The 25,149-nt window shown below is 73.4% G+C and carries 12 protein-coding genes; 1 reads left to right on the forward strand and 11 read right to left on the reverse strand.

All coding sequences use genetic code 11. The annotated features are described in order from the left end of the window. Positions 1–23 precede the first annotated feature (23 nt). The 5 genes from ACFYXE_RS05470 to ACFYXE_RS05490 form a co-directional block, all read right to left on the reverse strand. Positions 24–1,454, reverse strand: coding sequence for a maltokinase (locus ACFYXE_RS05470; RefSeq protein WP_389309036.1), 1,431 nt, complete (start codon positions 1,452–1,454; stop codon positions 24–26). A gap of 176 nt (positions 1,455–1,630) precedes the next feature. Further along, complete coding sequence (gene treS / locus ACFYXE_RS05475) at positions 1,631–3,349, reverse strand: maltose alpha-D-glucosyltransferase (RefSeq protein ID WP_389309038.1); 1,719 nt, start codon at positions 3,347–3,349, stop codon at positions 1,631–1,633. Further along, a complete protein-coding gene (locus ACFYXE_RS05480; protein WP_389309040.1) occupies positions 3,346–5,382 on the reverse strand; it encodes a maltotransferase domain-containing protein in 2,037 nt (678 codons plus the stop codon). Before ACFYXE_RS05480 ends, treS begins: the two co-directional genes overlap by 4 nt. Before the next feature lie 435 nt (positions 5,383–5,817). Beyond that, complete coding sequence (locus ACFYXE_RS05485; RefSeq protein ID WP_389309042.1) at positions 5,818–8,286, reverse strand: protein kinase; 2,469 nt, start codon at positions 8,284–8,286, stop codon at positions 5,818–5,820. Positions 8,287–8,362: 76 nt separating this feature from the next. Next, positions 8,363–11,116 carry a protein kinase gene (locus ACFYXE_RS05490; RefSeq protein ID WP_389309044.1) on the reverse strand — a complete coding sequence of 918 codons (2,754 nt, stop codon included), beginning with the start codon at positions 11,114–11,116 and terminating at the stop codon, positions 8,363–8,365. Between the two features lie 249 nt (positions 11,117–11,365). On the opposite strand from ACFYXE_RS05490, the gene glgP reads away from it, so the two are divergent. Next, positions 11,366–13,993 (forward strand): alpha-glucan family phosphorylase, encoded by a 2,628-nt coding sequence (gene glgP, locus ACFYXE_RS05495; RefSeq protein WP_389309046.1) that lies wholly within the window; start codon positions 11,366–11,368, stop codon positions 13,991–13,993. An 85-nt stretch (positions 13,994–14,078) separates the two neighbouring features. Here glgP and ACFYXE_RS05500 read toward each other — a convergent pair whose 3' ends face one another. The 6 genes from ACFYXE_RS05500 to ACFYXE_RS05525 all read right to left on the reverse strand — a co-directional run bounded on the left by ACFYXE_RS05500 (position 14,079) and on the right by ACFYXE_RS05525 (position 25,108). After that, positions 14,079–15,701 (reverse strand): M4 family metallopeptidase, encoded by a 1,623-nt coding sequence (locus ACFYXE_RS05500; RefSeq protein WP_389309048.1) that lies wholly within the window; start codon positions 15,699–15,701, stop codon positions 14,079–14,081. A gap of 343 nt (positions 15,702–16,044) precedes the next feature. Further along, on the reverse strand, positions 16,045–18,108 hold the full coding sequence (locus ACFYXE_RS05505) for a M4 family metallopeptidase (protein ID WP_389309050.1): 2,064 nt from the start codon (positions 18,106–18,108) through the stop codon (positions 16,045–16,047). Positions 18,109–18,823: 715 nt separating this feature from the next. Continuing rightward, positions 18,824–20,704, reverse strand: coding sequence for an ABC transporter ATP-binding protein (locus ACFYXE_RS05510; protein ID WP_389309052.1), 1,881 nt, complete (start codon positions 20,702–20,704; stop codon positions 18,824–18,826). After that, the gene (locus ACFYXE_RS05515; RefSeq protein WP_389309054.1) at positions 20,701–22,596 is read right to left on the reverse strand and encodes an ABC transporter ATP-binding protein; all 1,896 of its coding nucleotides are present in this window, start codon (positions 22,594–22,596) and stop codon (positions 20,701–20,703) included. The genes ACFYXE_RS05510 and ACFYXE_RS05515 overlap by 4 nt, the downstream gene beginning before the upstream one ends. 85 nt (positions 22,597–22,681) lie before the next feature. After that, positions 22,682–24,055: a carbohydrate-binding protein gene (locus ACFYXE_RS05520; RefSeq protein ID WP_389309056.1), complete on the reverse strand. Its 1,374-nt coding sequence runs from the start codon at positions 24,053–24,055 to the stop codon at positions 22,682–22,684. A gap of 87 nt (positions 24,056–24,142) precedes the next feature. Continuing rightward, on the reverse strand, positions 24,143–25,108 hold the full coding sequence (locus ACFYXE_RS05525) for a LysR substrate-binding domain-containing protein (protein WP_389309058.1): 966 nt from the start codon (positions 25,106–25,108) through the stop codon (positions 24,143–24,145). Between the last annotated feature and the right edge of the window lie 41 nt (positions 25,109–25,149).

The following is a 25,149-nucleotide window of genomic DNA, read 5'->3' on the forward strand; positions in this document are numbered from 1 at the left end:
GAGGCCTCCTCCGGAGGGGATGGTCAGTGGGCGTCGTCGGCGGGGCCGTCCTGGGCGAGACGGCGGACCGCGGCCAGCGGGACCGCCAGCCATTCGGGGCGGTGGCGGGCCTCGTAGAGGACCTCGTAGACCGCCTTGTCCGTCTCGTGGGCGCGCAGCAGCACGGGGTCCGTGCGCGGGTCCTGGCCCGCGACGTCCGCGTACCCCAGGCAGTACGCGGCCCGGCAGTCCGCGGCCCACTCGGGCGCCCAGGTGCCGTGCGACGCGGCGTAGTCGAAGGAGCGCAGCATGCCCGCCACGTCGCGGACCGTCGGCTGCGGCAGGCGGCGCTCGGCGAGCGGGCGTGCGGGCTCGCCCTCGAAGTCGATGAGCGACCACGTGCCGTCCGGGCCGCGCAGGCACTGGCCCAGGTGCAGGTCGCCGTGGACGCGCTGGGCGGTCCACGACTGGCTCTCGCCGCCCAGGTCGGCGAGCGCCTCGTAGGCGGTGAGCAGACCGGGGGCGTAGGGGCGCAGCGCCGGGACGGCCTGCGCGGCCGCGGTGAGGCGTTCCGCCATGCCGTCGGCGAGCAGCTCCACCTGCGCCCGGCCCAGGGTGACGGTCGGCAGCGCGGCCGCGAGCGCCGCGTGCACCTCGGCCGTGGCCCGGCCGAGCGCCCGCGCCTCGCCGGTGAACGCCTCGCCCTTGGTGCGCGAGGCCAGGGCGAGCGCCCAGCCGTCCTCGGCGCCCGTCAGATAGGGCTGGAGCAGCCCGAGCCCGCAGGTCTCGTCGTCGGTGTCGGCGAGCTCCGCGAGGAACCACGCGGCGGGCGCCGGCACCCGGGAGCAGCCCTTGCGGGCGAGTTCGAGGGGGAGCTCCAGGTCGGGGTTGATGCCGGGCACGACCCGGCGGAACAGCTTGAGGATGAACGTGTCGCCGTACACGAGCGAGGAGTTGGACTGCTCGGCGGCGAGCATCCGGGGCGTGAGCCCGGAGGGTATCTCGACGCCCATGTCCCGCTCGAAGCGCAGCACGCCGTGCCGGCCCGGCATCCGCAGCCGTTCCAGGAGCAGTTCGGCCAGGTGCGGGTCGTACAGCGCGTCGTACACCGTGTGGCCCACGAACGGCCCCGACGTGACGTGGCCGATCAGGGCGGGTGCCAGGTGCGGCGGCAGGGTGCGGCGCACGCCGAGCAGCAACTGGTAGCAGTCCGAGGGCCGTTCGGCGGCGACGCCCTCCAGCGTCGCGCCCTGTGCGGGCACGATCGGCTGGCGGACCCGCAGCAGGACGTGCAGCAGTCCCGACGGCGAGTTGCGGGGCAGCAGTTCGGTCGCCGTCACCGCCTCCAGGGCGCTGATCGGGCGGCCCTTTCCGGCGAACCACCGCTGCCGCGGCAGCCACTCGCGCAGCAACGGGTCGAGCGAGGCGAGCAGCGCGGTGGCGTGCGCACTGGGGCGGGTGGCGGCTTCCGACATGGCGTCGCGTCCTTTCCGCGTCGCGGACAAGGCAGGGGTGCGGGAGTGCCGTTGGTGCGTGGAGGGGGTGCCGTGGTGCGTCCGGGAGTGCCGGCTGTTGCGTAGGAGTGCCCAGGGCGGGGCGGCGGAAACCGCTCCGCCCGGGCGACGGGTCTCGTGCGTCGCGCTGCCGGAGCCTACGCCGGTTCCTTGCGGAGCCGGAACCAGTAGAACCCGTGTCCCGCCAGCGTCAGGAGGTACGGCAGCTCGCCGATGGCCGGAAAGCGCACCCCGCCGATCAGCTCCACGGGGTGGCGTCCGCTGAACGCCTGCAGGTCCAGTTCGGTGGGCTGCGCGAACCGCGAGAAGTTGTGCACGCACAGCACCAGGTCGTCCGTGTCCTCGCCGGTCGACGGCGCCTCCCGCAGGAAGGCGAGCACGGCCGGGTTGGACGAGGGCAGTTCGGTGTACGAGCCGAGCCCGAAGGCCGGGTTCTGCTTGCGGATCTCGATCATCCGGCGCGTCCAGTGCAGCAGCGACGACGGGGACGACATCGCGGCCTCGACGTTCGTGACCTGGTACCCGTAGACCGGATCCATGATCGTCGGCAGGGAGAGCCGGCCGGGGTCGCTGGACGAGAAGCCCGCGTTGCGGTCGGGCGTCCACTGCATGGGGGTGCGGACCGCGTCGCGGTCGCCCAGCCAGATGTTGTCGCCCATCCCGATCTCGTCGCCGTAGTAGAGGATCGGCGAGCCGGGCAGGGAGAGCAGCAGCGCGGTGAACAGCTCGATCTGGTTGCGGTCGTTGTCCAGGAGCGGGGCGAGCCGGCGCCGGATGCCGATGTTGGCGCGCATCCGCGGGTCCTTGGCGTACTCCGCGTACATGTAGTCCCGCTCTTCGTCGGTGACCATCTCCAGGGTCAGCTCGTCGTGGTTGCGCAGGAAGATGCCCCACTGGCAGCCGGACGGGATGGCCGGGGTCTTGGCGAGGATCTCCGAGACGGGGTAGCGCGACTCGCGGCGCACGGCCATGAAGATGCGCGGCATGACGGGGAAGTGGAACGCCATGTGGCACTCGTCCCCGCCCTGCTGGAAGTCGCCGAAGTAGTCGACGACGTCCTCGGGCCACTGGTTGGCCTCGGCGAGCAGCACCGTGTCCGGGTAGTGCGCGTCGATCTCGGCGCGGACGCGTTTGAGCAGGTCGTGGGTGCGGGGGAGGTTCTCGCAGTTGGTGCCCTCCTCCGCGTACAGATAGGGCACCGCGTCCAGCCGGAAGCCGTCGATGCCGAGGTCGAGCCAGAACTTCAGGGCCGAGACGATCTCCTCCTGGACGGCCGGGTTCTCGAAGTTGAGGTCCGGCTGGTGGGAGAAGAAGCGGTGCCAGTAGTACTGCTTGCGGACCGGGTCGAAGGTCCAGTTCGACGCCTCGGTGTCGACGAAGATGATCCGGGCGTCCTGGTACTGCTTGTCGTCGTCCGCCCAGACGTAGTAGTCGCCGTAGGGCCCGTCGGGGTCGCTGCGGGACTGCTGGAACCACTCGTGCTGGTCGCTGGTGTGGTTCATCACGAAGTCGATGATCACGCGCATGCCGCGCTGGTGCGCGGAGTCCACGAACTCCACGAAGTCGGCGAGGTCGCCGAACTCGGGCAGCACCGCCGTGTAGTCCGAGACGTCGTAACCGCCGTCGCGCAGCGGTGACTTGAAGAACGGCGGCAGCCAGAGGCAGTCCACGCCGAGCCACTGGAGGTAGTCCAGCTTGGCGGTGATGCCCTTGAGGTCGCCGATGCCGTCGCCGTTGCTGTCCTGGAAGGAGCGGACGAGGACCTCGTAGAAGACGGCGCGCTTGAACCACTCGGGGTCGCGGTCCTTGGCCGGTGTGTCCTCGAAGGTGTCCTGGACGGGCTCGTTGACGATCATGGTGTGGGTGACCCTCCGATCAACGGTGAGGACGGTCGCAGGACGCGGAAGACGTGCGCGGGCGCGCGGCCCGGCTCGAGGCGCACATAGTTGGCCCTGCCCCAGTGGTAGGTCTCGCCGGTGAGCTCGTCGCGCACCGGCACGGACTCGTGCCAGGGGAGGCCGAGTCGCGGCATGTCCAACGAGACCGTCGCTTCCTGGGTGTGGTGCGGGTCGAGGTTGGCGACCACCAGAACCGTGTTCGAACCGTGCTCGTCCACGGCCGACTTCGAGTAGGCGATCACCGACTCCTGGTCCGTGCGGTGGAAGTGCAGGTCGCGCAGTTGCCGCAGCGCCGGGTTGGCGCGCCGGATGTGGTTCAGGGTGGTGATGAGCGGCGCGATCGTGCTGCCGTCACGCGCGGCGGACTCCCAGTCGCGCGGTCTGAGTTGGTACTTCTCGGAATGCAGGTACTCCTCGCTGCCGGGCCGCAGCGGCGTGTTCTCGCACAATTCGAATCCGCTGTACACGCCCCATGTCGGGGACAGCGTGGCGGCGAGCACGGCCCGCACCTCGAATGCCGGACGGCCGCCTTCCTGGAGATAGGCGTGCAGGATGTCCGGGGTGTTCACGAAGAAGTTGGGCCGCAGGAAATGCGCGGTCTCGCGGGACAACTCGGTGAGGTAGTCGGTGAGTTCCTCCTTTCCGTTCCGCCAGGTGAAGTACGTGTAGGACTGCTGGAAGCCGATGGCCGCGAGGGTCTGCATCATCGCGGGCCGGGTGAAGGCCTCGGCGAGGAAGATGACGTCCGGGTCGGTCCCGTTGACCTCCGCGAGCACCTGCTCCCAGAACGCGACGGGCTTGGTGTGCGGGTTGTCGACGCGGAACACGCGCACCCCGTGGTCCATCCAGAAGCGCAGCAGCCGCACGGTCTCCGCGATCAGCCCCGGCATGTCCTGCTCGAAGGCGATCGGGTAGATGTCCTGGTACTTCTTCGGCGGATTCTCCGCGTACGCGATGGAGCCGTCCGCCCTGCGGTGGAACCACTCCGGGTGCTTCTCCACCCACGGGTGGTCGGGCGAGCACTGCAACGCGAAGTCGAGGGCGACCTCCAGGCCGAGTTCGCCCGCGCGGCGCACGAAGGCGTCGAAGTCGTCCAGCGTGCCGAGGTCGGGGTGGACGGCGTCGTGACCGCCCTCGGGGGAGCCGATCGCCCAGGGCACGCCGACGTCGTGCGGCCCCACGGACAGGGAGTTGTCGGGGCCCTTGCGGAAGGTGGTGCCGATGGGGTGGACGGGCGGCAGGTAGACGACGTCGAAGCCCATTCCCGCGATGGCCGGCAGCCGCCCGGCCGCGGTGCGGAACGTCCCCGGGACGGGCGGCTCCCCCTGCCGGACGACCGCGCCCTCCGAGCGCGGGAAGAACTCGTACCAGGAGCCGAAGAGGGCCCGGTGCCGTTCCACCAGGAGCGGCATCTCCTCGGAGGAGGTGACGCGTTCGCGCAGCGGGTGACGGGCGAGCGTCGCCGACACCTCGGGGGTGAGGGCGGCGGCGAGCCGGGCGGCCGGGGGGCGGGCCGGGTCGCGCAGCGCGGCGACCGCGGCGAGCACGGCGTCCCGCTCGGCGCGGGGGACGCCGTCGGCGGCGCGCTCGTGCAGGCGGGCGCCCTCCTCCAGGACCAGTTCGGTGTCCTGGCCCGCCGGGATCTTGATCTGCGCGTGGTGGCGCCAGGTCGTGACGGGGTCGCTCCACGCCTCGACGGCGTACGTCCAGCGTCCCTCGGTGTCCGGTGTGATGTCGGCGCCCCACCGGTCGGTGCCGGGGGCGAGCTCGCGCATCGGTGTCCAGGGGCCCGGCCGCCCCTCGGGGTCGCGCAGCACGACGTCGGCGGCGACCGCGTCGTGGCCTTCGCGGAAGACCGTCGCGGTGACCTGGAACGTTTCTCCTGGCACCGCCTTCGCCGGTTTTCGACCCCGCTGGACGGCCGGTCGCACGTCCAGGACGGGGATGGTGGGCCGCGAGGGGGAGCCTGGCGGGGGTGAGCCTAGAGGCATGTCTGACCGCTCCTGTCCGCGTGCACGGATACGTGGGTGTGGAGGGGTTCCGCGGTGTGCCGGCCTGTGCGCCGAAGTGCGTACCGCAGGAGCCTTCCCACACTCTTCGGGTGCGCAATCCGGCGCTTTGTTAACTACCTGTGCGTAAGGGCGCATGCAAGACCGGCCCCGCCATGAATGGCGGGACCGGACCGAATTCGCATATGCCTTATGGGGTGTTGGCCCGCTCGCATATGCCTACGGCTTTTCGCCGGGGCCTTGTTCGTCGGTGGCGCATCCCCAACAACCCTTGTGGGGAAGGGAGTTGGGATTGGCGGCGCTGGCGGGTGTGCGGGCGGGGGTCGGTGGCGGGTGAGGTGCCGCCGTCGCTGCGGGGCGCTCGGACAGAGGTCCGAAAACCGCCGGTGCGCGAGGGGCCCGTGCGGCCGGACGGGGTCAGGGGGCGTAGCCCGAGAGGATCCGGCCGTCCAGCGAGGCGCTGAAGAGCACGCCGCCCACGTACAGCGGGAAGCCCAGGGGCTGCCGCTCGTCGTAGGGGGTGTCGCCGTCCGGCTCGGGGAGGTCCTTCTGGCGGTAGGAGTCGATGTCCTTGCCCGTGGACCTGCCCCACATGTCGTACCGGCCGAGGATCATCACCCGCTTGCCCGCGAGCGCCACCGCCACCGGGTCCTGCGGGGCGCCGTAGCGCCACAGCCGCTTCCCGGTGCGCCAGTCGAAGCCGGTCGTGGCGAACGCGAGGGGGTCGTCCGACGCGGTGTCGCCGCTGACCACCACCAGGACGTCGGCCTCGCCCACGACCGGGGGCAGCGCGGGCTCCAGGCCGGGGGCCAGCGTGCGGCGCCGGGCGAGCGTGGCCGGGTCGAGTTCGCGGATGCCGGGCGTGCCCTGCTCCCAGCACAGGATCGCGGAGCGGTGCGCCAGGAGGCCGAAGCAGGGCTGGTCGGGCGCGCGGCGGACGATCCTGCCGGTCTTCGCGGAGAGCGCGAGCACGCCGTTGTCCTCGATCGACGCGTACACCCGGCCGCCCTTGACCAGCAGCGCGTCCTGCACCTTGTGGGGCAGCCGCGGCGACGCCCACAGCTCGCGGCCGTCCTTCGCGCGCCGGGCGCGCACGTGGGCGCGGTGCGGCCCCGTCGCCTCGTCGGAGAACCCGAACTCGGCGGTGTACACCACCCCGTCCGCGTACGTCAGGCCCATCACCGCCGTGTCCGGGGCCATCGGCGCGCGCCAGCGCTCGGCGCCCGACGCGAGGTCCACCGCGACGACCCCCCGCTCGCTGGGGACGAACACGCGCTCGCCGTCGGTCTCGGGCGGCAACGCCTGGTTGCCCTGGAGCGGGGTGGCCGCGATCCGGAAGCCGCGGGAGGTCCAGCGGTGGGCGCCGGTCGCCGCGTCGACGGCGGTGGCCGCGCCCTTGCCGTCCCGGCACACCAGCCGTGCCGCGGCCAGCACGCAGCCGTTGCCCCGGTCGTCCAGCGCCTTGGGACGCCGCACCGACCAGGGCTTCCAGCCCTTGGGGCGGGCGGTCGTGGCGGTCGCCGCCGCGCCGAACTCGCCGGAGCGGTCGGCGTTCCCGTACTCCGTCACGATCCGGTCGGCGCCTCCCGGCCCCCGGGCGCCGCCGGAACCGGAACCGGAGCCCCGGCCGCCGCCGGAGCCGCCGTTCCCGCCGGAGCCGCCCGTGCTCCCGGAGTCCCCCGGGCCGCCCGCGCCCCCGGCGCTCCCCGAGGCCGACGGGCGCCCGCCCGCCGCGTTCCCGTCGCCGCCGCTCCCGCCAAGGGAGGGGATCAGCACCGCCGCGACGGTCACCACCGCGGCCACCGCCGCCGCGGCGGCGATCCACCGGCCGCGGCGCCGCGACGACGGCTGCGACTGCCGGGGCTCTCGCGGACCGGGGTCCACGGGCGGGGCGAGGGGCGGTGGCGGTGCCGCCGGGCGCGGGGCGACGCGGGTGCCCGGGGCCGTCGGGGCGTCCGCCGACGCGCGCTCCGCCGCCTCCCGTTCGCAGCGCGCCACGGCCTCCCGGTACTCGGCGAAGAGGGCGAGCACGGACACGGGCCACGCCACACTCCGCCCGGCCTCGGCTTCGGCCCCGACCCCCGCCGCAAGCCGCTCCGCGAGTTGCGTCGCCGTCGGGCGGTCGCCCGGTGACGGGCTCAGGCAGGCCGCGACGGCCTCGCGGAGGTCCTCGGGAACCGCCGAGAGGTCCGCGTCCCCCTGCGTGATCCGGAAGATCACCGAGGCCAGTTCCTGGTCGTCGAACGGGCCGCGGCCCGTCGCCGCGAAGCACAGCACCGCGCCCAGCGTGAACACGTCCGAGGCGGGCACCACCGCGTGGCCGCCCTCGATCTGCTCGGGCGCCATGAAGCCGGGCGTGCCCACCACCATCCCGGCCGCCGTCAGGGCCGTCGCGTCGAAGGCCTGCGCGATGCCGAAGTCGATGAGCGTGGGGCCCTCGGCCGTGAGCAGCACGTTGCCCGGCTTGAGGTCGCGGTGCAGGACCTGCGCGGCGTGCACCGACGCCAGGGCGCGGGCGAGCCTCGCGCCGAGCGCGCGCACCGCCCCGACCGGCAGCGGTCCGCAGCGGCGCACCGCGTCGGCGAGCGAGGGCCCGGCGACGTACTCCGTGGCCAGCCACGGCACGGCGGTGTCCGCGTCCCCGTCCAGCAGCGCCGCCGTGCCGGGGCCCGACACCGCGCGCGCCGCCGCGATCTCCCGGCGGAAGCGGATCCGGAACTCCCGGTCGACGTCCAGGTCGGGCCGGACCGTCTTGACCGCGACGAGCGGCGCGCCGGGCCCCGGCGCACGGGCCAGATAGACCTCGCCCATCCCGCCCGTGCCGATCAGGGCGAGCAGCCGGTACGGGCCGACGTGCCGCGGCGGTCCGGACAGCGGGTCGAGCACGGAACCTCCAAAGGGCAGGGAAGGGACGGGAGCCGGTCGTGCCCCGGGCGGTCGCGGTCACCCGGGCGGGCCGTGGTCAGGAGGGCAGCTCGACCGAGACGACCGTGCCCTGGTCGTACACGATCGTCGCGACCCCGCCCAGCGGCAGGACCGTCGGCGGCTTCGGCTGCTCGGCGATCACCGTGCCGGTGTCGTCGGACGGCTTGGGCGTGCGGTTGCCGGGAGCGCTCGGGACCCGGACCGAGCGGACCTCGCCCGCCGCCGTCAACGGCACCGTGCGCAGGGTGGAGTTGTCGGCGGTCAGCGCGCGGTCGCCGATGACCAGCGCACCGGAGGACACCGGCCGCGGGATGCGGTACTCGACGACGGAGAGCGACTCCCGGCGGGCGATCCTGCCGTTCTTCGGGTCGGCCACGAGCAGCTTCGCGCGCGTCGTGTCGTACGCGAGGGCGGCGCCCGGCGTGACCGCGCTGACCACGATGTCCAGGCCGGGGAACCCGTCCTCGCCGACCGGCGGGGCCGTGAAGCCGAAGGCTCCCTTCTCCGCCAGGGTGCGCGGGTCCATGCGGGTCACCCGGGTCTGCGGGTCCTCCGTCGGGTCGTCCAGGTCTCCGGTGCTGCCGAGCACATGGGTGCACAGGATCTGGTCGTCGTCCGGCTTCGCGGTGCCGCGCGTGTCGGCCATCAGGGAGCGGCACCGGCGGTCCTTGCCCCGGGAGGCGTCGACGCGGGCGCCGTTCTTCACCTCGATCGCGACGACGCCGCCCTGGGCGTAGGCGTAGACCCGCCCCTGGTGGACGAGGGCGGCGCGGTAGGCGCCCTGCTCGGCCTTGGACAGGGACTCGGTGCTCAGCTCGTACGTCCACAGCGGCTTGCCGCCGCGCCCGACCGGGAACGCCTGGACGACGGCGCCCACCGCCTCGTCCCTGTCCTGGTAACTCCCCTCCGAGGAGAGGATCAGACGGTCGTCGGTGAGCAGGGCCGAGGTCACCTTCTTGCCCGGCGGGGCGCCGGCCGACCACCGCACCGCGCCGCTGGCCGAGTCGCGGACCTGCACGCGCCCCTTGTACGCGATGACCGCCGTGCCGCCGCGCACCTCGGGGTCCACCTCGTCGCCCGGCATGAAGAACGCGCCGGTCGGCCCGACGTACGCCTCCGCGCCCGCGCCCTTGTCCTCGCCGGAGCGCCCGTCCGAGGTCCACAGCCGGTGCCCGTCGACGGCGCTGCGCGCTTCGTACGTGCCGTCGGTCAGCAGGCAGACGACCGCCTCGGTGTCCGCCGCGCAGCTCATCGGGGAGTGGCCGAACCTGGCGCGCCAGGGCTTCCAGCCCTTGGGGCGCTGCTCCTCGTACTGCGGGACCAGGCCGCTGCGGTCGGCGGACCCGGCCTTGGTGACCCCGGCGGTGGCGACCAGCCGGGCGGGGGAGAGGGGCGGCTTCGCGGACCCGCCCGCGGCGTCGTCGTCGCCGGTGCCGCCCCCGTTCCTGCCGCTGCCACCGCCGCCGCCGTCGTCCGAGGCGGAGCCCGAGCCGGAGCCGGAGCCCGAGCCCTTGCCGGGACCGGCCTCGGTACCGGAGTCGGGCCCGCGCAGGGCGAGCAGCCCGCCGACGACGGCCCCCACCACGGCCACGGCGACCACGGTCAGGACGGCGCCGCGGCGGCCCGGCCCACGGCGGGGCGGCGGGGGCGCGGCCCCGGGCTGCGCGGAACTCATGGTGGGCAGGCCGTGCGCGGACGCCGCGGCGCCGGGTGCCGTGAGGCCGGGCGCGGTCAGACCCGGCGCGGTCGGCGGATGCGCCGACGGCCGCACGGCCGGGCGGGGCGGGCCTTCCGGCGCCGGGGGCAGGGGCAGCAGCGGCCGGCCCGAGGCGCACAACTGCTCGGTGTGGCGGCGGACTTCGGCGATGTCCTCGATGACGGTGCCGGGCCAGCCGGCGTCGGAGAGCGTGCCGCTGTCGGACCGCTCCTCGCCCGCGGCCCGCAGCGCCACCAGCCGCTCCGCCACCTCGGCGGGGTCCGGACGCTCGGCGGGCTCCCGCGCCAGGCAGGCCGCGAGGAGCCCGCGCAACTCCTCGGGCACCTCGTCCAGATGGGCCCGGGCCTGCGAGATCCGGTACAGCACCGCCGCCACCGGGCCGTCCCCGAACGGGTCGTCGCCGGACGCCGCGTAGGCGAGGACGGACGCCAGGCAGAACACGTCGGACGCGGCCACCACATGGCGGCCGCCCGCCACGTGCTCGGGGGACATGAAGCCGGGCGTGCCCACCAGCAGGCCCGTCGACGTCATGGTGGTCGCGCCGAGCGCCCGGGCCACGCCGAAGTCGATGAGCTGCGGCCCGTCCGCGCCGAGCAGCACGTTCGCGGGCTTCAGGTCGCGGTGCAGGGCGCCCGCCGCGTGCACGGCGGCCAGCGCGCGGGCGACCCCGGCGCCGAGCGCGGCGACCGAGGCGACGGGCAGCGGCCCGTGCCGCCGCACCGTCTCGGCGAGGTTGGGGCCCGCGACGTACTCCGTGGCGAGCCACGGCTGTGCCGCGTCCGCGTCGCCCGCCACCAGGCGCGCCACGCAGGGGCTCACCACGGACTGCGCGACGGAGATCTCGCGCCGGAACCGGGCACGGAAGCCGTCGTCGCCCGCGAGGTCGGTGCGGATCGCCTTCACGGCGACGAGCGCGTCCGGGTCGTAGGCGGTGCCCGGCTCGTGGCCCCCGCCCGGCCCACGCAGGTCCGGCGTGGCGAGGAAGACCTCTCCCATGCCGCCCGCGCCGAGCCGCGCCAGCGTCTCGTACGGACCTATGCGCAGGGGAGAGGACTCCCGTAACTGCCCGATCATCCGCCAACCCCCGTTGCCGTCATGGCCGCCGGCCGCATCCGTCGTGCCGTGGCAGGTCGCACAGTACAGCGACTGACGTGACCAGGTCAGACAGATGCCGCCGGTGGCGGAACCCGGCCGGGGAACGGCCGATGTGCACCCCGTGCGCCGTGGTTGCACAGGGCACGGCGCCGCTACCGTCGATGCGAGCCGTCGACACGCACACGCACGCCGTACGAAGTTCGCACACGCCGTACGAAAGTGGAGACCGTGAAGGCAATCCGTCGATTCACCGTACGCCCCGTCCTTCCCGAACCCCTCGGTCCACTGGCCGAGTTGGCCCGCAACCTGCGCTGGTCCTGGCATCCGCGCACCCGTGACCTCTTCGCGTCCGTCGAGCCACGCCTGTGGGAGTCCTCCGGCCGCGACCCCGTGCGCCTCCTCGGCGAGGTCCCGCCCGCGCGGCTCGCCGACCTGGCCGGCGACCCGGAGTTCCTGACCCGGCTGCGGGAGGCCGCCGACGAACTGCGGGAGTACGTCACCGGGGAGCGCTGGTACCAGGAGCAGACCCGGCGCGACGGCCATCTGCCGCGCGCCGTCGCCTATTTCTCGCCGGAGTTCGGCATCACCGCGGCCCTGCCGCAGTACTCGGGCGGCCTCGGCATCCTCGCCGGGGACCACCTGAAGGCCGCGAGCGACCTCGGCGCGCCGCTCGTCGGCGTCGGACTGCTCTACCGGCACGGCTACTTCCGCCAGTCGCTGTCCCACGACGCCTGGCAGCAGGAGCACTACCCCGTCCTCGATCCGAACGAGCTGCCCGTCGCCCTGCTGCGCGAGGCCGACGGCAACCCCGCCATCGTGGCCCTCGCCCTGCCCGGCGGGCGCGCGCTGCGGGCACACGTCTGGCTGGCGCAGGTCGGCCGCGTGCCGCTGCTCCTGCTCGACTCCGACGTGGAGGAGAACGACCCCGGCGAGCGGGACGTCACCGACCGGCTCTACGGCGGCGGCAGCGAGCACCGGCTGCTCCAGGAGATGCTCCTCGGCATCGGCGGCGTCCGTGCCGTGCGCGCGTACTGCCGCCTGACCGGCCATCCGGAGCCCGAGGTCTTCCACACCAACGAGGGCCACGCGGGCTTCCTCGGCCTCGAACGCATCCACGAACTCGCCCTGGACGGCGTCGACTTCGACACGGCCCTGGAATCGGTCCGGGCCGGCACGGTCTTCACCACCCACACGCCCGTCCCCGCGGGCATCGACCGGTTCGACCGCGAGATGGTCGCCCGGCACTTCGGACCCGCCGCCGAGCTGCCCCGCATCGACGCCGGGGACGTGCTGCGCCTGGGCATGGAGACCTATCCGGGCGGCGAGCCCAACCTCTTCAACATGGCGGTGATGGGCCTGCGCCTGGGCAGCCACGCCAACGGCGTGAGCACCCTGCACGGCGCGGTCAGCCGGGAGATGTTCGCCGGACTGTGGCCGGGCTTCGACGCCGCCGAGGTGCCGATCACCTCCGTCACCAACGGGGTGCACGCCCCGACCTGGGTGGCTCCCGAGGTCTTCCGGCTCGGCGCCCGGCAGATCGGCGGGCGGCGCACCGAGGACGCGCTGTCCGTCGGCGGCTCGGACCGGTGGGACGCGGTGGCCGACATCCAGGACGCCGACATCTGGGAGCTGCGCCGCACCCTGCGCGAGCAGCTGGTCCACGAGGTCAGGCGCCGACTGCACGACTCGTGGCGGCAACGCGGCGCGGCCACGGCCGAGTTGGGCTGGATCGAGGGGGTGCTCGACCCGGACGTCCTCACCGTCGGCTTCGCCCGCCGCGTCCCCTCGTACAAGCGGCTCACGCTGATGCTGCGCGACCGCGACCGGCTGATGGAGCTGCTGCGCCACCCCGAACGGCCCGTGCAGATCGTCGTCGCGGGCAAGGCGCACCCGGCGGACGACGGCGGCAAGCGGCTCATCCAGGAGCTGGTCCGCTTCACCGACGACCCGCGGGTGCGCCGGCACATCGTGTTCCTGCCGGACTACGGCATGGCGATGGCGCAGAAGCTCTACCCGGGCTGCGACGTGTGGCTGAACAATCCGCTGCGGCCGCTGGAGGCGTGCGGGACCTCCGGCATGAAGGCCGCGCTGAACGGCTGCCTCAACCTGTCGGTCCTGGACGGCTGGTGGGACGAGTGGTTCGAGCCGGACTTCGGCTGGGCCATCCCCACGGCGGACGGCGCGGCCACCGACGACGACCGGCGGGACGACCTGGAGGCCGCCGCGCTCTACGACCTCCTGGAGCGGCGGATCGCGCCGCGCTTCTACGAGCGGGGGCCCGGCGGGCTGCCCGACCGCTGGATCGAGATGGTCCGCAGGACCCTGACGCGGCTGGGCCCGAAGGTCCTCGCGGGGCGCATGGTCCGCGAGTACGTGGAGAAGCTGTACGTTCCCGCCGCCCGCGCGCACCGGGCGCTGGACGTCACGGCCGCGGGGGAGCTCGCCGCGTGGAAGGCGCGGGTGCGGGGGGCCTGGCCGCGGGTGGCCGTCGACCACGTCGAGGCGTCGGCGACCGGCGCGACGGCCGAGCTGGGGGCGACGCTGGCGCTGCGGGTGCGGGTGCACCTGGGGGAGCTGACGCCGGACGACGTCGAGGTCCAGGTGCTCGCGGGGCGGGTGGATCCCGAGGACCACCTGGGCGAGGCGTCCGTTGTGCCGCTGAAGCCCGCGGCCGGGCCGGACCAGGAGGGACGGCTCGTGTACGAGGGGCCGCTCGCGCTGGACCGGACGGGGCCCTTCGGCTACACGGTGCGGATTCTTCCGGCGCACCGGCTGCTGCGGAGCGGGGTGGAGCTGGGGCTCGTCGCGCTTCCCCCGGAGGGCACGGGGGAGGAGGCGGGGGTGCTGATGCGGTGACGTCCCGCGCGGCGCGGCGGTGGCCGGACGCGCGGTTCCCCGCGCCCCCTTTGCGGGGGCGCGGGGAACCGGTGGTGCGGTGGGGTTACTTGACGTTGACGCCGGTCCAGGCCGCGGCCACGCCCTTGGCCTCGGCCGAGTCCGCGCCGTACAGGTCCGTCGCGGCCTTCAGGGTGCCCTCGCGGGCCGCCTTGTAGTCCGTGGTGGACGTGAAGTACGTCGTCAGGGCCTTGAACCAGATCTTCTCGGCCTTGTCGCGGCCGATGCCCTCGACCTTGGAGCCGTCGGCGGTCGGGGAGTCGTACTTGACGCCGTTGATCTCCTTCGCGCCGCTGCCCTCGGACAGCAGGTAGAAGAAGTGGTTGGCGATGCCCGAGGAGTAGTGGACGTCGACGTTGCCCGCGTCCTCGCTCCAGCTGTCCAGGGACTGGCCGTCCTTGGAGGGCTTGTCCATGTAGCGCAGCGGGGAGCCGTCGCCGTTGATGTCGATCTTCTCGCCGACGAGGTAGTCGCCGACGTCCTCGGCGTTCTTGGCGTTGAACTCGACGCCCGCCGCGAAGATGTCCGAGGTGGCCTCGTTCAGGCCGCCGGACTCGCCGCTGTACTCCATGTTGCCGGTCGCCGAGGTGACGCCGTGCGACATCTCGTGGGCCGCGACGTCGATCGAGGTGAGCGGCTTCTTGTCGCCCTCGCCGTCGCCGTACGTCATGCAGAAGCAGCTGTCGTCCCAGAACGCGTTGACGTAGCCGTTGCCGTAGTGGACCCGCGAGGTCGCGCCCTTGCCGTCGCCGTTGATGCCGCTGCGGCCGTGCACGGACTTGTAGTAGTCCCAGGTGAGCTGGGCGCCGTAGGCGGCGTCGACGGCGGCGGTCTGCGCGTCGTCCGGCTTGCCGGTGCCCCACGCGTCGTCGTCGTCCGTGACGAGCTTGCCGTCACCGCTCTGGCTGTGGTTCAGGTCGTACGTGCTGTGGCCGCCGCGCGAGTCGTCGGTCAGCTCGAAGCCGCTGGAGCCCTTCTTGGTGCCCAGCTCGACCTTGCCGCTGTACTGGCTGGTGCCCGTGCCGTTCTCGATGGCCTGGTACTGGTACAGCTTCTTGCCGGTCGCGGCGTCCGTGATCACGTGCAGTCTGCTCGGCGTGCCGTCCTTCTGCACACCGGTCACGACGGTCTCGAAGGCGAGGACGGGCTTGCCGGACGCGGCCCAGATGACCTTGCGCGGCGCCTGCGCGTCGGCCTTGGCGGTCTTCACCTTGGCCGCCGCGGACTCGGCGGACTTGGCGACCGAGTCCTTGCCGAGCCGGGCGTCGGTGGTGGCGACCTTCACGGTGGCCTCGGCGGCCTTGGTGACGCCCTTCAGCTTTCCGCTCCTGGCCGTGTGCACGACGAGGTCGCCGCCGAGGACGGGCAGGCCGTCGTAGGTGCGCTCGTAGCGGGTGTGCGTGGTGCCGTCGCGGTCCTTGACGACGTCGCGGACGACGAGCTTCTCCTTGGCGCCCAGGCCGATCTTGTCGGCGGTGGCGGCCTTGTCGGCGTTCGCGTCCTGCAGGAGGTCCGCGCGGGCCGTCGCCGAGAGGGCGGTGGGGGCGCCGGACGGCGTGACGGGCTGTGCGGAGGCGCCGGTGGTCAGTCCGGCGGTGAGCAGCGCTCCGGCGGCGACAGCGGTGGCGATGGCCAGCGTCGAACGCTTACGGGATATGTGGGGGGTCACGCAGGCTCCTTCTGTGGGGGGCCCAGGTGGCATGGGGGACTACCCGGGCATGAAAGATGCGGTGCGGGTGTGGTTCTTGTGTGGTGCGAGGGAAGAGTGTCATTCGAGCCAGGTACATGTCAGCCCCTGGCTTGATGTTGGCCAAAAATCGTCCGTTGAGCGATGGTCAACATACGTAATGCGAACAGGACATGAAAGGCCGCGGGCACGAACGAACGCGCCGCCCCGGGGAGTTGATTCACCCGGGGCGGCGCCGTGCAGGCCGGCCCGTGCAGGGGCCGGAGTCAGGCCCTCACGGGCCGGGCACCCGGCCCCTGGGCGGGGCCGGATGCGGTGCTGCGGTTTACGGGAAGGTCAGCTTCCAGCTGTTGATGTAGCCGGTGTCCTGCGCCGCCACGTCCTGGACGCGCAGCTTCCAGGCGCCGTTGGCCACCTCGGAGGACGCGTTGACCGTGTAGGTCTCCTTGACGTTGTCCGCGGAGTCCGAGGCGCTGGACGCCTTCAGCGGGTAGACCGTCCCGTCGGGGGCCAGCAGGTCGACCTTCAGGTCACCGCGCCAGGTGTGCACGATGTCCACGCCGACCTTGAGCGCGCTCGGCGCGTTGCCGGTGCGACCGGTGACGTTCACCGTCGAGGTCACCGCGGCGCCCCGGTCGGGAATGGCGACGTCCGTGGTGTTCTCGTAGTCGGTGCCGGGCTGCTCGCCGCCCGGACGGCTGCCGACGTTCACCGCGGCCCAGGCGTTCGCCACGGCCGTGTACTCGGCACTGGTGGTGCCGTACAGCTCACCGGCCGCCGCGAGCGTCCCGGTGCGGGCCGCCGCGTAGTTGGTGGTGGTGGTGAACTTCGTGGTGAGCGCCTTGAACCAGATCAGCGACGCCTTGTCCCGGCCGATGCCGGTCACCGGCAGACCGTCGGAGGTCGGCGAGTCGTACTGGACGCCGTTGATCTCCTTCTTGCCGCTGCCCTCGCTCAGCAGGTAGTAGAAGTGGTTGGCGACACCCGACGAGTAGTGCACGTCGACGTTGCCGATCCCCGAGTACCAGGAGTCCTTGGACGCGCCGTCCTTGCTCGGCTTGTCCATGTAGCGCAGCGGGGTGCCGTTGCCGTTGATGTCGATCTTCTCGCCGACGAGGTAGTCGCCCTTGTCCTGGGCGTTGTTGGCGTTGAACTCCACGGCCGCCGCGAAGATGTCCGAGGTGGCCTCGTTCAGGCCGCCGGACTCGCCGCTGTAGGTCATGTTGCCGGTCGCCGCGGTGACGCCGTGCGTCATCTCGTGCGCCGCCACGTCGATGGAGGTCAGCGGCTTGGCGTTGCCCGTGCCGTCGCCGTACGTCATGCAGAAGCAGGAGTCCTGCCAGAACGCGTTGACGTAGTTGTTGCCGTAGTGGACGCGGGAGTACGCGCCGACGCCGTCACCGCGGATGCCGGTGCGGCCGTGCACGTTCTTGTAGTAGTCCCAGGTGAGCTGGGCCCCGTAGGCGGCGTCGGCGCCGGCGGTCTCCGCGTTGGCGGCCTGGCCGTTGCCCCAGATGTCGTCCGGACCCGAGAAGAGGGTGCCGGTGCCCGAGGTGCCGCGGTTCAGGTTGTACGTCTTGTGGTTGCCGCGGCCCGAGTCGGTCAGGTTGTACGTGGAGCCCGACTGGACCGAGCCGACCGTCACCTGGCCGCTGTACTGCGTGTTGCCCGTGCCGTTCTCGACGCCCTGCCACTGGAAGAGCTTCTTGCCGGTGGCGGCGTCCGTGACGACGTGCAGCTCGTTCGGGGTGCCGTCGTGCTGCAGGCCGCCGACCACGGTCTCGTACGCGAGGACCGGCTTGCCCTCGGCCAGCCACACGACCTTGCGCGGCGCCCGGTTCGCGTCGGTCTTCTTGGAGCCCTCGGCCTTCGCGGCGCCGAGCGCCTGCTTCTCGGCGGCCGACGCCTTGATGTCGGCGCTCGTGTCGACGCCCTTGAGCTGCGCCTTGGCGGCCTTGGTGACGCCCTCGGTCTTGCCGGACTCGGCGGTGTCGACCACCAGGTCGCCGCCGAGGACGGGCAGGCCGTCGTAGGTGCGCTCGTAGCGGGTGTGGACCGTGCCGTCGCGGTCCTTGGTGACGTCACGGACGACGAGCTTCTCCTTGGCGCCCAGGCCGATCTTGTCGGCCGTGTCCGCCTTGGTGGCGTTGGCGTCGCGCAGGAGCTCCGCACGCTGGGCGGGGGAGAGCTTGGCGGCCAGGGCGCCGGTGTCGACCTTCCCGAGCTTCTGGGCCTGGGGGGCCGGCGCGGGGCTCGGGTCGGCCGAGGCGGGTCCCGCCTGGACGGCTACGGCCAGGAGAGCGGCGACGGCGGAGAGGGCACCGGCGGCGGTCGCACGCGTGCGGACCGAACGACGGGAGGTGTGTCTGTGGGAGGTGCTTCTCAACACGGACTCCTTCTGCGCGGCCGCGGGGGTGCGCGGCCAGAGCTACCGGACGGCTGGATCGCCGTCCGGGCAGAGCAAGGCGGAACGCAGAACTGGGCGGTGCACACAAGGCTTTGCACAGGCATTGCACAGGCATTACGTGAGAGAAACCGCTGCGTTGTTGAAAGCCGTGCGGCGGTCGAGGGGAAGAGTGGCACCGGAGGACCGCTGTTGTCAGGTGCGCATCAGTAGTTGGCCGGATTCAGTCCGTTGGCCGGTGGCGCGCGTTCGGTATGCGGAGTCGGGCCCGGGGGCCGGGCGTGCGGACGCCGGAGAACGGGCGGTTGGCCTGCGCGGGCTTGTGGCACGGGTGCCCGGGAGGCGCCCGGCGCGGCCCGCCGCGGGCTCGCGGCGGGGCCGTGCGGGGCCCTGTTCGAAAGTCGCACGCGTCACCGTGATCGGCGGGGCGTGGCTGTTTTTCGCCGGTGGTCCAGTCCTGTGACGGATGGGACGTAAGTGACGTGTGGGGCGGGAGTGTTGGGAGGGGGACGTGAGGCTGATGGGGCGGGCGCCGGATCGCGCGGGGATCGTCCGGCGCGGGAGCGGGGATCGGGGGAGACAGAGGAAGACGCCCCTCTGCTCCAGCAATTCTCCAGGGGCGGTCCGGCACGGGGTCGCCTCACCGGCCCCGCACCGGACCGCCCGAGGCGCCCGCGCCAGGGATCCGTACGGAGTCCCGTCAGCTCACCACGCTCTCCCGCCAGGCCCGGTGCAGATCGGCGAACGAGCCGGTGCTCGCGATCAGTTCGGCCGGGCTGCCGTCCTCCACGATCCGGCCGTGCTCCATGACGAGCACCCGGTCGGCGATCTCCACGGTGGACAGCCGGTGGGCGATGACCACGGCCGTACGGCCCCGCAGCACCGTGTCCATGGCGCGCTGCACCGCCCGCTCGCCCGGGATGTCCAGCGAGCTGGTCGCCTCGTCGAGGATGAGCACCGCGGGGTCGGCGAGCAGCGCCCGCGCGAAGGCCACCAGCTGCCGCTGGCCCGCGGAGATCCGGCCGCCGCGCTTGCGCACGTCGGTGTCGTAGCCGTCGGGCAGCGAGGCGATGAAGTCGTGGGCGCCGATGGCCTGCGCCGCCCGCTCGATGTCCTCGCGGGTGGCGTCGGGCCTGCCGATCGCGATGTTCTCCGCGACGGTGCCGGAGAACAGGAACGCCTCCTGGGTCACCATCACGACCCCGCGCCGCAGTTCGGCCCCCGTCAGCTCCCGCAGGTCCACGCCGTCGAGGAGGACGCCGCCCTCCGTCGGGTCGTAGAAGCGGGCGAGCAGCTTGGCCAGCGTCGACTTGCCCGCGCCGGTGGAGCCGACCACCGCGACGGTCTGCCCGGCGGGCAGCGTCAGGTCGAAGCGGGGCAGCACCTCGCCGCCGGTGCGGTAGGCGAACCGCACCCCGTCGAAGCGCACCTCGCGGCCCGGGTGCGCCGACTCCAGGGCGGGCAGCGGGCGGGTGTCGGACGCGGCGGGCTCGGGCACGGTCGGGGTCTGGGCGAGCAGTCCGGCGATCTTCTCCAGGGACGCGGCCGCCGACTGGTAGGAGTTGAGGAACATGCCGAGCCGGTCGATCGGGTCGTACAGCCGCCGCAGGTAGAGCACGGCGGCGGCCAGCACGCCGAGCGCGAGCCCGCCGTCCGCGACCCGGTGGGCGCCCCACAGCACGATGCCGGCGACGGCGGTGTTGGCGACGAGCCGGGAGCCGACCACATAGCGGGCCATCTCCAGCATCGCGTCGCCGTTGGTCCGCTCGTGCCGGCGGTTGAGCGCGGCGAACTCCGCGTCGTTGGGCCGCTCCCTGCGGAACGCCCGCACCGGGCGGATGCCGTTCATGGTCTCGGCGAACTTCACGATGACGGCGGCGATGGCGGTCGACCGCTCGCGGAACATCCGGCCCGCGCGCCGCTGGTACAGCCGGATGAGCAGGTAGAGCGGCACGAACGAGACCACCGCCACCGCGCCGAGGCCCAGGTCGAGCCAGAGCAGCATCACCGAGATGTAGACGAACGACAGCAGGACGGTGATCAGTTCCTGCAGCCCCTCGCTGAGCAGTTCGCGCAGCGACTCGACGTCGGTGGTGGAGCGGGAGATGAGCCGCCCGGAGGTGTACCGCTCGTGGAAGTCGACGCTGAGCGCCTGCGCGTGCCGGAAGATGCGGCCGCGCAGGTCGAGCAGCACGTCCTGGTTGACACGGGCGGAGGCGACGATGAACGCGTACTGCAGGGCGCCCGAGGCCGCCGCGCAGCCCAGGTAGGCGATGCCGACGGCGATCAGCGGGCCGTAGTCGTCGGCGCGCACGGCGGGCACGCCCCGGTCGATGGCGTACGCGACGAGCAGCGGCCCCGCCTGCACGACGGCCTGCTGGACGAGGAGCAGCACGGTGGCGAGCGTGACGCGGCCGCGCAGCGGGGAGAGCAGCGAGCGCAGCAGGGCGCGGGTGGCGCCCGGGGGAGCGGGCAGTTCGTCCTTGTCGAAGGGGTCGCCCGGGGCGCCGGACGGATCCTCGGGCAGGTCGGGCTCTTCGGGGCCGGCGGACTTCTCGCGCACGGAGGTCGACGAACTCATCGGGCAGCCTCCTCGGCGGGACGGGGGTGGGTCTTCCGGGTGCTGGATTGGGTGGTGCCGGTGTCCGTGCCGGGGCCCTCGTCCGGGGCGGGGCCCTCGGCGCCCGACATCAGCCAGGCGTACTCCGCGTCGTCCCGCAGGAGTTCCTGGTGCGTGCCGACGGCGGTGATCCGCCCGCCGGACAGCAGGGCGACCCGGTCGGCGAGCAGCACGGTGGAGGGGCGGTGGGCGACGATCAGCGCGGTCGTGTCCGCGAGGACCCGCCGCAGGGCGGCCTCCACCAGCGCTTCCGTGTGGACGTCGAGCGCGGACAGCGGGTCGTCCAGGACCAGGAAGCGGGGGCGGCCCACCACCGCGCGGGCCAGCGCGAGCCGCTGGCGCTGGCCGCCGGACAGGCTCAGGCCCTGCTCGCCGACCTGGGTGCCGGTGCCCTGCGGCAGCGCGTGCGCGAAGTCGGCCTGCGCCACGTCGAGCGCGCGCCGCAGCTCGGCGTCGCCCGCGCCCTGCTCCGCGCCCATCAGGACGTTCTCCCCGACGGTCGCCGAGAACAGCGTCGGCTCCTCGAAGGCGACGGCCACCAGCGTGCGCAGGTGCTCGCGGTCCATCGCCGTGATGTCCGCGCCGTCCAGCGTGATGCGGCCGCCGGTCGGCTCGTGCAGACGCGGCACGAGCGCGGTGAGCGTCGTCTTGCCGCTGCCGGTCGCGCCGACGATCGCCATCGTCTCGCCGTGCCGCACGTGCAGGTCGATGCGGGCGAGGACCGGGGCGGCGTCCGGCGGCGCGTCGGGGTAGGCGAACTCGACGCCGTCGAACCGCAGTCCGTCGGCGCCCGCGCCGCGCCCGCCCGGCGCGGGGGAGGGGACGGCGGCGGCCGGGGCGGGGGCGGTGACCGACGGGTCCTCCGGCTCCGCGTCCATCACCTCGAAGTACCGCTCCGTGGCCGTCGCCGACTCCTGGCTCATCGCGATCAGGAATCCGATCGACTCCACCGGCCAGCGCAGCGCCAGGGCCGTCGACAGGAAGGCGACGAGCGTGCCCGTGGACAGGCCGCCGTCCGCGACCCGCACCGTGCCGAGCACCAGCGCCGCCCCGATCGCCGCCTCCGGCAGCGCCATGATCACGGCGTAGATCGCGGCGAGGATCCGGGCCTTGGCCAGCTCCGTGCCGCGCAGCGTGCCCGACAGCTCGCGGAACGCCCGCGCCTGGCTGCGGTGGCGTCCGAAGCCCTTGATGATGCGGATGCCGAGCACGCTCTCCTCGACGACCGTCGTCAGGTCGCCGACCTGGTCCTGGGCGCGCCGCGCCACCGCGGTGTACCGCCCCTCGTAGTACGCGAGCACGATCACCATCGGCGCCACGGGCGCCAGCAGCACAAGCCCCAGCGTGAAGTCCTGACCGAGCAGGATGATCACGCCGACCAGGATCGTCGCCCCGTTGACCAGCAGGAACGTCAGCGGAAAGGCGAGGAACATGCGGAGCAGCATCAGATCCGTGGTGCCGCGCGACAGCAACTGCCCCGAGGCCCACCGGTCGTGGAAGGCCACCGGCAGCCGCTGCAGATGGCGGAAGAGGTCCGCCCGCATGGCCGCCTCGACACCCGCGAGGGGCCGCGCCACCAGCCACCGCCGCAGCCCGAACAGCAGCGCCTCCGTGACGCCGAGCAGGAGCAGCAGCAGCGCCCCCAGCCACACTCCTGTCGGGTCCCGGTCGGCCACCGGGCCGTCCACCATCCACTTCAGGACGAGGGGGAACACGAGCCCCGTACAGGAGGCGACGATCGCGACAAAGGCCGCGGTGATCAGGCGAGTTCGGACCGGGCGCACGTACGGCCAGAGGCGCAGCAGGGTCCGAACGGTGGACCGGTCCTTGGCAGGGGCAGCTGATTTCGGCATCAGGAGCGAGCCTACGGATCGCCACTGACACCGCCCACCGAGTTTCGGTCCGACCCGCTTCGTCCGCCGGTCCCGGACCGACCGGCTACGCCTGCTGCCAGAGCGCCGGGACGTTCGGCGGCTCCCAGCCCGGCTGGGCCTGGTGGCCCTGCAGGCACCGGTAGGCCGACCCGCCGTACGTGACGGTGTCGCCCGCCGCGTAGACCTTGCCCGCGGCCCACGTGCCGCCCGGCTCCGGGTCGCCCGGACCGGGGTCACCGCCGCCGCCCGTGGTCCGCAGCGTCAGGCCGAACTGCTGGAGCAGCGGATTGATCGGCTGGTGGAAGGTCGTACCGCCGCTGGAGCAGTTGCCCGAGCCGCCCGAGGTGACGCCCTGCGCCTGGCTGCCGGAGATGAAGGAGCCGCCGGAGTCGCCCGGCTCGGCGCACACCGTCGTCCTGGTCACCCCGCTGATGGTGCCCTCGGGGTAGGTGACACTGGTGTTGTGCTGCGAGATCGTGCCGCAGTGCCACCCCGTCGTGGAGCCGGAGCGGCAGATCGACGCACCCACCGGGGACTGTGTGGAGCCCCCGACGCCGACCCGCTGCCCGCCCTGGCCCTTCACGTACGGGGTGGCGGTCCACTGGGCGTTGGTGGCGACCCAGGCCATGTCCCGGCCGGGGAAGACGGACGCCTGGAACGTGCCCTGGGCCACCTGGTTGTAGCCGCTGGTCGCGGTGCCGGCCCGCCCGCAGTGGCCCGCCGTGGCGAAGCCCTGCTGGCTGCCCTTGGTGACCGGGAAGCCGATGGAGCAGCGGCCGCCCATGTAGTACGCCTCGCCGCCCACCAGGTCGTACAGCGGCCGCGGCCGCTCGGTGGTCCGCTCGACGCGTACGAGGGAGGGGTCCACGCCCGCCGCGGCGACCAGGGACGTGGCCGCCGCGGTGCGCACGGCCCGGACCACGACCGCGTTGGTCCGCACGTCGACGTACCAGACGGGCGCGTCCCGTGTCGCCGCCGCGCCGGCGGCCCTGTCCAACCGGGCCTTGGCCGCGTCCAGCCGGGACAGCGCGTGGTCGACGACGTCGGCCCGCGCGCCCCGCGCCTCGATCGCGGGGACGTCGGCCGGGTCGGTGGTGGCCACGGTCAGCCGCGCGGAGGTGGCGCCGTGCACCCAGGCGCCCGCGAAGTCGGCGCCGAGCGCGTTGCGCAGGGCTCCCGCGACGGCGCCGGCCTCGGCCTCGTTGACCAGACGGGCCTCGGCCTGCGCCGCCGTGAGGCCGAGGTCGCGCCGCATGGCCGTCAAGACTCCGGGAGAGGTCTCGGCGACGGCGGCGCTCTCGGCGGGGGAGAGGGACGGGGAAGCCGCGGGATCGGTCTGCGCGGACGCGGCACCGGGCAGCCCGGCGAGGACCAGGGCACCGGCCGCGGCCACCGCGGCACACGCCGCGGCGGCACGTCTGTGAGGGGTGGGGAGCATGCGAGGTCTCCTCGGGCTGCCGGGGACGAGCGGGGACGAGCGGGGATCGCCCACACCGTAGAAGCCTCAACTGCCGGTCAGTAGCTGTCAGCCGACCCCCGGCCCCGGCGTTATGGAAGGCGCCGAGAGCCACGCCGTGTAGCTCTCGCTGCGCGCCGCCGCCTCCGCGTGCGCGGCGCGGGCCTGCGCGAACACCGCGGCCGCCGTGTCGTGGGCCGGCGCCGCCGGATGCCAGCCCAGCAGATGCCGCCAGTACAGCGGCGCCCCCGCGAGCGGCCGGGTCACCAGGCCCGGCGTCGGCGGGAACGTCGCCCGGCACAACCCCACCGCCCGCCCCACCTGCACCAGATGGACGCACGAGGCGACATCCGTCTCGTACACCCGCGACGGCGTGAACCCCGCCCGCGCGCACGCCGCCGAGAAGCAGTCCGCGAAGCAGCCGTCGCCCGGCACGTCCGTCCACGCCTCGTCCGCCAGCCGCGCGAGGTCGATCTCCTGCACGCCCGCCAGCGGATGACCGGTCGCCAGCATCACGAACACCGGGTCACGGGCCACCTCGCGCCACACCAGCAGCTCGCTCTCCGGCGGCGCGCTCGGCCCGCACGTGCCCACCAGCGCGAAGTCGAGCCGCCCCGCGGCGGTACGCGAGGCGATGTCCCGCTCCGACCAGGAGGTGTGCGTCGTCACCGGCACCCCCGGATACGCGGCGGCGAGCCGGTCCACCAGCGCGCCGAGCAGCGGCCCGTGGATGCCGCCGAGCCGGAAGCCCGCCCCGCCCTCCCAGGCCTGCGCGAACCGCTGCGCCTCCTCCCGCAGCCCGCTCACCGCGGGCAGCACCACCCTGGCCCGCGCCAGCACGAACTCCCCGAGCGCGGTGGCCCGCACCCCGTGCCGCCCCCGCTCGAACAGCGCACCCCCCAGCGCGCGCTCGATGCGCTTCAACTGCGCGCTGAGCGCGGGCTGGGCGAGACCGAGCGCGGTCGCGGCCTTGGTCAGGCTGCCCGCGTCGGCGATCGCCCGGATCGTCTTGAGGTGCCGCAACTCCAGGTCCATAAGCCGAGCTTGAGCTCACCCCGGGACCGGGGCAAGACTCA

Origin of the sequence: Streptomyces sp. NPDC002564, from assembly GCF_042889645.1 — a bacterium.
Classification (GTDB): domain Bacteria; phylum Actinomycetota; class Actinomycetes; order Streptomycetales; family Streptomycetaceae; genus Streptomyces.